General features: G+C 51.8%; 6 protein-coding genes. 1 reads left to right on the top strand and 5 read right to left on the bottom strand.

The window, feature by feature from the left end; genetic code table 11:
• Positions 1-64 precede the first annotated feature (64 nt).
• Positions 65-658 (top strand): tetratricopeptide repeat protein, encoded by a 594-nt coding sequence (locus RDN69_RS05805; RefSeq protein ID WP_024049099.1) that lies wholly within the window; start codon positions 65-67, stop codon positions 656-658.
• A 59-nt stretch (positions 659-717) separates the two neighbouring features.
• Here the strand turns inward: RDN69_RS05805 and rpmF are convergent, their stop codons facing one another.
• From rpmF to RDN69_RS05780, 5 genes are all read right to left on the bottom strand, one after another.
• Positions 718-894 (bottom strand): 50S ribosomal protein L32, encoded by a 177-nt coding sequence (gene rpmF, locus RDN69_RS05800; protein ID WP_024049098.1) that lies wholly within the window; start codon positions 892-894, stop codon positions 718-720.
• Positions 895-909: 15 nt separating this feature from the next.
• Positions 910-1,416, bottom strand: a complete 507-nt coding sequence (locus tag RDN69_RS05795; protein ID WP_024049097.1) for a DUF177 domain-containing protein — start codon at positions 1,414-1,416, stop codon at positions 910-912.
• Between the two features lie 189 nt (positions 1,417-1,605).
• A complete protein-coding gene (locus RDN69_RS05790) occupies positions 1,606-2,574 on the bottom strand; it encodes a YgcG family protein (protein WP_273260414.1) in 969 nt (322 codons plus the stop codon).
• 16 nt (positions 2,575-2,590) lie between these two features.
• On the bottom strand, positions 2,591-3,145 hold the full coding sequence (locus RDN69_RS05785; RefSeq protein WP_024049095.1) for a LemA family protein: 555 nt from the start codon (positions 3,143-3,145) through the stop codon (positions 2,591-2,593).
• Positions 3,146-3,435: 290 nt separating this feature from the next.
• Positions 3,436-4,791: an APC family permease gene (locus tag RDN69_RS05780; RefSeq protein WP_159823336.1), complete on the bottom strand. Its 1,356-nt coding sequence runs from the start codon at positions 4,789-4,791 to the stop codon at positions 3,436-3,438.
• Between the last annotated feature and the right edge of the window lie 103 nt (positions 4,792-4,894).

The following is a 4,894-nucleotide window of genomic DNA, read 5'->3' as shown; positions in this document are numbered from 1 at the left end:
TACATATACTTTTATTTTTTGTATAAATATTTTTTTTGTATAAGATCTCTATATGGAGGCAATTATGTCATACCTGCTTGTCATCTTGCTTTGTCTTTGTCTGAGCGGCTGCGGACAAGATGCGCCGCCGCCCACACCGACCGCGGCGACGAACGCCGAACAAACCGTCCCGCAACCTCCGACCGCTTGGCGGGAAGGCGTCACAAGCATGCAGGCGAGGGATTACGCCGCTGCCGAAACACATTTTACGGAAGCGATCAAAGCCGCCCCGCAGGATTACCACGCGTACGCCGATCGCGGTTTGGTACGCGCCTTGGATGAACGCTACGAAGAAGCTCGCAGCGATCTGACCCGCGCCTCCGATTTAGCGCCCGGGATGCCCACCGTCGAATATAATTGGGCCATGTATTATAAGTTACAAGGACAACTCGACGGAGCCTTCGCCCATTTCCAAAACGTGCTTAAAAAGGAGCCGAAAAACGCCTGGACCTTGTACGGTATCGCGACGATTTACGCCGATCGCGGCGAAACAGACCCGGCGCTTGACTATTTGGAGCGCGCGATTGCGGCAAATCCGGCCGTTGCCGACGCGGCGCGCGCGCAGGATCACTTCCGCTCATTTCATGAAAACGCGCGGTTTCAAAAATTGGTTCAGTAATCGATCTTGCACGATAGTATAAAAAAAGGAATGGAGAGATCCATTCCTTTTTGTCGTCTTTACTGTACATTCATTACAGCTTTGCCTTTGTAATGACCACAATATTTGCACACACGGTGCGGCATGATCATTTCGTGGCACTGCGGGCATTCAATCAAGCCCGGGGCCGTCAATTTCCAGTTCGCGCGACGACGATCGCGACGACTTTTCGACATTTTACGCTTCGGTACTGCCATGGTTGCACCTCCTCTTTACTCGTTCCTGCTACTTTGCTTCCAGGCAGCCAGAGCTGCCCAGCGAGGGTCGATTCCCGTGTCGCTGCAATCGCAAGATCCTTTATTTAAATTCGTTCCGCAGTGCGGACAAAGACCTTGACAATCTTCTCGACACAGCACTTGAACCGGCTCCTCAATGAGCAACGTATCCCGAACAAGAGATCGTACATCCACGGTCAGGCCGTCGTATCCAAGTGCATCCGCATCCTTTTCCGGTTCACGGACGAATCGTTCATAAACGGGCACGCGGACCTCCCGTTCAAATTCATCCAAGCAACGTGTACAAACGCCTCGCATGCGGGTGGTTAATTCTCCTTCCCAATGCAAGCGTTCCCCATCATACCAATATTCACCGCGGATTTCCACGGGCGCCAACAAGCCTTGCAATTCCGGATCTTCCGCAAATTCTTGCTGCGGTAAGGTAAACGCATACGCAATACGTTCTCCGGGATGAGCGATGGCGGTATCAATGGATACTTTCATGCTGAACCTCGACTTTCTTATTATAGCGATTTCACCCTTTATTGTCAATTAAGAGGATGTTTTCCTGCGCGAATATAATTACATTTATTTTATCAAAGTAAACCTGTGATGTAAACGTAAGCGGCGCGTTCACTGCGCAAAATTATTTTTCCAACTGCAACAAAAAGGCGGAGTGATCTCCGCCTCCACTTACCATGATCGGCCGGCACCGCCACCGCCGGAGCTGCCGCCTCCGCCACCGCGGAAACCGCCCCCGAAGCCGCCGCCACCGCCGAAACCTCCCCCGCCGCCGCGCGAGAAAAACATCAGCAGCAGGATACGCGTCAGACGACCGCGATTAAAGATACCGTCCAACATCAGAACCCCGATCAGAAACGCCAGCGGCCATACGGAACCACTTTGCCGTTCCGGTTTTTCAACCTTTCCCGGTGTGCCTAAATCTTTTTCCGTGATGCCGTATTCCTGCATCGTCACGCCGATCAAAGCGCCATAGGTTTGCAAGATGCCCTGCTCGAATTGATTTTGCTTAGCATACGGGATAAAGTACCGATCTAAAATCTCGCCCGCTTTCGCATCATTGAGCGCGCCTTCCAAACCGTAACCGACTTCAATGCGCACCTGCTTGGCCGACGGTACGACCAGGAGCAAAATCCCGTTGTTTTTTGATTTATCGCCGATGCCCCAGCGTCGAAACAGCTCGGTCGCATACATTTGCATATCCCCGTCGGGAATGCTTGGCATGGTCGCTACTACGACCTGGGCACCGGTTTTATCTTCCAAAGCACGCCCGACGGAACGAATTTTCTGGACCGTTGTACGTGACAAAATACCCGCGAAATCCTGCGCATAAATATCACCGCGCAACGCCGGATACGGCGTTGTCACAGGTGTCGTCGAGACACTGTCGGTGGCCGCGCCTGTCTGCGCGGGATCGGTCTGCTGCGGTGCCGGCTGATGATTAGGCTGACTCGGCGCCAATCCCTGCTCCGCCGGCAGAGTATCGGTCGCTTTCGGCCATAACGGCGAACGCTCCGCCACCGCCACATCGGCAGACGCTACCGCCGGAACGATCACCGCCATAACCAGCCAGCTGACAGTAACGAACCACAGCCCCCACTTGCGCAGCACTTCCGTCGTGTGCACGCGCGTGTTTTCCATCACCGTGCGTCCTTACTTAAAACTGAACTTGCGGCGGAGTTTGCGCACTTTCCGATGCGCGGAAATAGTCACGGCTGCTGAAGCCCAGCAATCCTGCCACAATATTTGTCGGGAATTGACGAATTCGGGCATTGAACGTCTGCACGACACCGTTATAATCGCGACGCGATGTGGCAATGCGGTTTTCCGTGCCGGCCAATTCATCCTGCAACGCTCGGAAATTCGCGTCCGCTTTCAAATTCGGATAATTTTCAACGACCATAAACAAACGTCCTAACGCGCCCTGCAGTTGCGCATCAGCTTCCGCTTTTTCGCTTACCGACTGCGCGCCCGCCATCTTGGCACGGGCATTCGACACGTTATCAAATACTTCCTGCTCGTGTTGCGCATAGCCTTTGACCGTATTGACCAAATTCGGAATCAAATCGTTACGCCGTTGCAATTGTGTATCAACTTGCGCCCACGCGCCGTTGACCTGTTCATTCGCAGTAACCAGTCCATTGTACTGACCGACCATCCAAAAGCCCGCCAGCGCGACGACCGCAATCACTATCCACCAAATTCTTTTCATAATAGCCTCCTCCAGCTCGATAAACAAGAAATCATTTGACTATATTATACCATAATCGACGCTTTCACTTACTTCGTCTTGTTCCTTTTTCGCCTGTCATGTCTGTGAAACGGTATCAGATATTTTCAAAACGAATGGTCGGTATTTCATGCTGCGATATAAATAAAATCACTCGCTCTTTTATTTCTTTATTTTTTCGTTTACTTTCTAAAAAAGGAGAAGAAAGAAGATTTTTTTCAACAACATAAAAACGGTAACCGCTTATAGAATGGCAGTTACCGTTTTTTAGTTTATTCTTTTAAGACCGGCGGTTTATGTTGCAGTCCGCGCGTGGAAACGAGCAGGTAGATCAAGCCGACGAAAAGCCACACCGCGCCGACGATCAAACAGGTCGTGGAAAGGTTCGCCCACAAATACGCGCACACGGCGAAACCGATGAGCGGCGCGAGGAAGTAACGGAATATTTGCCGTTCTTTTTTCCGCCAGAAGTAGTAAACAATGACCGCGAGATTGACGCACATAAAACCGAACAAACCACCGAAATTTAAAAGTTCGGTCACAATCGGAATATCGAGGAAGATCGCTCCGAATACGCCGATCGCCGCCATAACCAAAATATTGTACGTCGGCGTTTGGTACTTCGCATGCAAATGCGCAAAAAATGCTTTCGGCAGCAAACCGTCGCGTCCCATGCCGTACAAAAGACGGGCCGCGCTGGACTGACCGGCAAGTCCCGCCGTCATCGTCGAAATAATGACCGCAATCGTGTACGTGATGGCGAGCCATTCGCCGCCAACGAGCTGCGCCACTTCAAAAAGCGCCGTGTCCTGCGAGGCGAAGGTCGTGTAATCCGGCCAGACGAGTTGCGCCAGGTACGCCTGCAAGATAAAGATCAGGCCGCCGAGAAGACAGGCCGCCATCGCCGCGATGCCGATATCTTTCTCCGGGTGAATCGCTTCTTCCGCCATCGTCGTAATCGAATCAAAGCCCAGGAACGAAAAACAGGCAATCGCCGCACCCGCTACCAGCGCGGAGATCGAGTGCGCGCTTTCCGGATGAAACGGCGCGGCGGAAATCAATGCGCCCGCGCCGACACCGTTTGTCAGCGCCCAGGCGCACATCGCGCAAAACAGAAAAACGATCACTCCCATGACACCAACCAAGAGCATGTTTGTTTTCGCCGCTATATCCACGCCGAAATAGTTGACGACGGTTGTCACCAACGCGATGCCGAACACATATGCATAGTACGGAATCGCAGGAAACGTCGAATGCGCATACGCCGCGCCGACCATAAAAACAATTAACGGCACCAGGACATAGTCCAAAAACATCGCCCAGCCCGCAAAAAATCCGAGATAGGGATTAATCCCTTTTTCCGTATACGAGTACGTCGAACCGGCCACCGGGAACGCATTGGCCATCTTACCGTAGCTCATCGCGGTAAAAAGCATCGCGACCATCGCAATGACGTACGCGAGCGCCAAGGTACCCCCTGTCGTCGTCGTCGCATAGCCGTAAATATAGGCCGGCGCGATCGGCGTCATAAACGCGATACCGTAAATAATCAAGTCTTTACGCGTCAACACCCTTTTCAATGTCTGATCATACCCCGTACCAACAACGTTACCGTTCGGTTCCGCCATGCCTATCCCTCCTTAGCTGTTAATACTGAGAGTATACCATAATAAACACATTAGAACGACCAAAATAATTTTATTTATTACAAATTATATCACTTTCTTGATG

The sequence above is a fragment of the uncultured Negativicoccus sp. genome (genome assembly GCF_902480485.1).
Taxonomy (GTDB): domain Bacteria; phylum Bacillota; class Negativicutes; order Veillonellales; family Negativicoccaceae; genus Negativicoccus; species Negativicoccus succinicivorans.
This window is presented reverse-complemented; position numbering and strand designations above follow the sequence as displayed.

Bases quoted from the DNA above. Each gene is read 5' to 3' on its own strand.
- RDN69_RS05785 (WP_024049095.1), bottom strand. From the start codon at position 3,145: ATGAAAAGAATTTGGTGGATAGTGATTGCGGTCGTCGCGCTGGCGGGC.
- rpmF (WP_024049098.1), bottom strand. From the start codon at position 894: ATGGCAGTACCGAAGCGTAAAATGTCGAAAAGTCGTCGCGATCGTCGT.
- RDN69_RS05795 (WP_024049097.1), bottom strand. From the start codon at position 1,416: ATGAAAGTATCCATTGATACCGCCATCGCTCATCCCGGAGAACGTATT.
- RDN69_RS05805 (WP_024049099.1), top strand. From the start codon at position 65: ATGTCATACCTGCTTGTCATCTTGCTTTGTCTTTGTCTGAGCGGCTGC.
- RDN69_RS05790 (WP_273260414.1), bottom strand. From the start codon at position 2,574: ATGGAAAACACGCGCGTGCACACGACGGAAGTGCTGCGCAAGTGGGGG.
- RDN69_RS05780 (WP_159823336.1), bottom strand. From the start codon at position 4,791: ATGGCGGAACCGAACGGTAACGTTGTTGGTACGGGGTATGATCAGACA.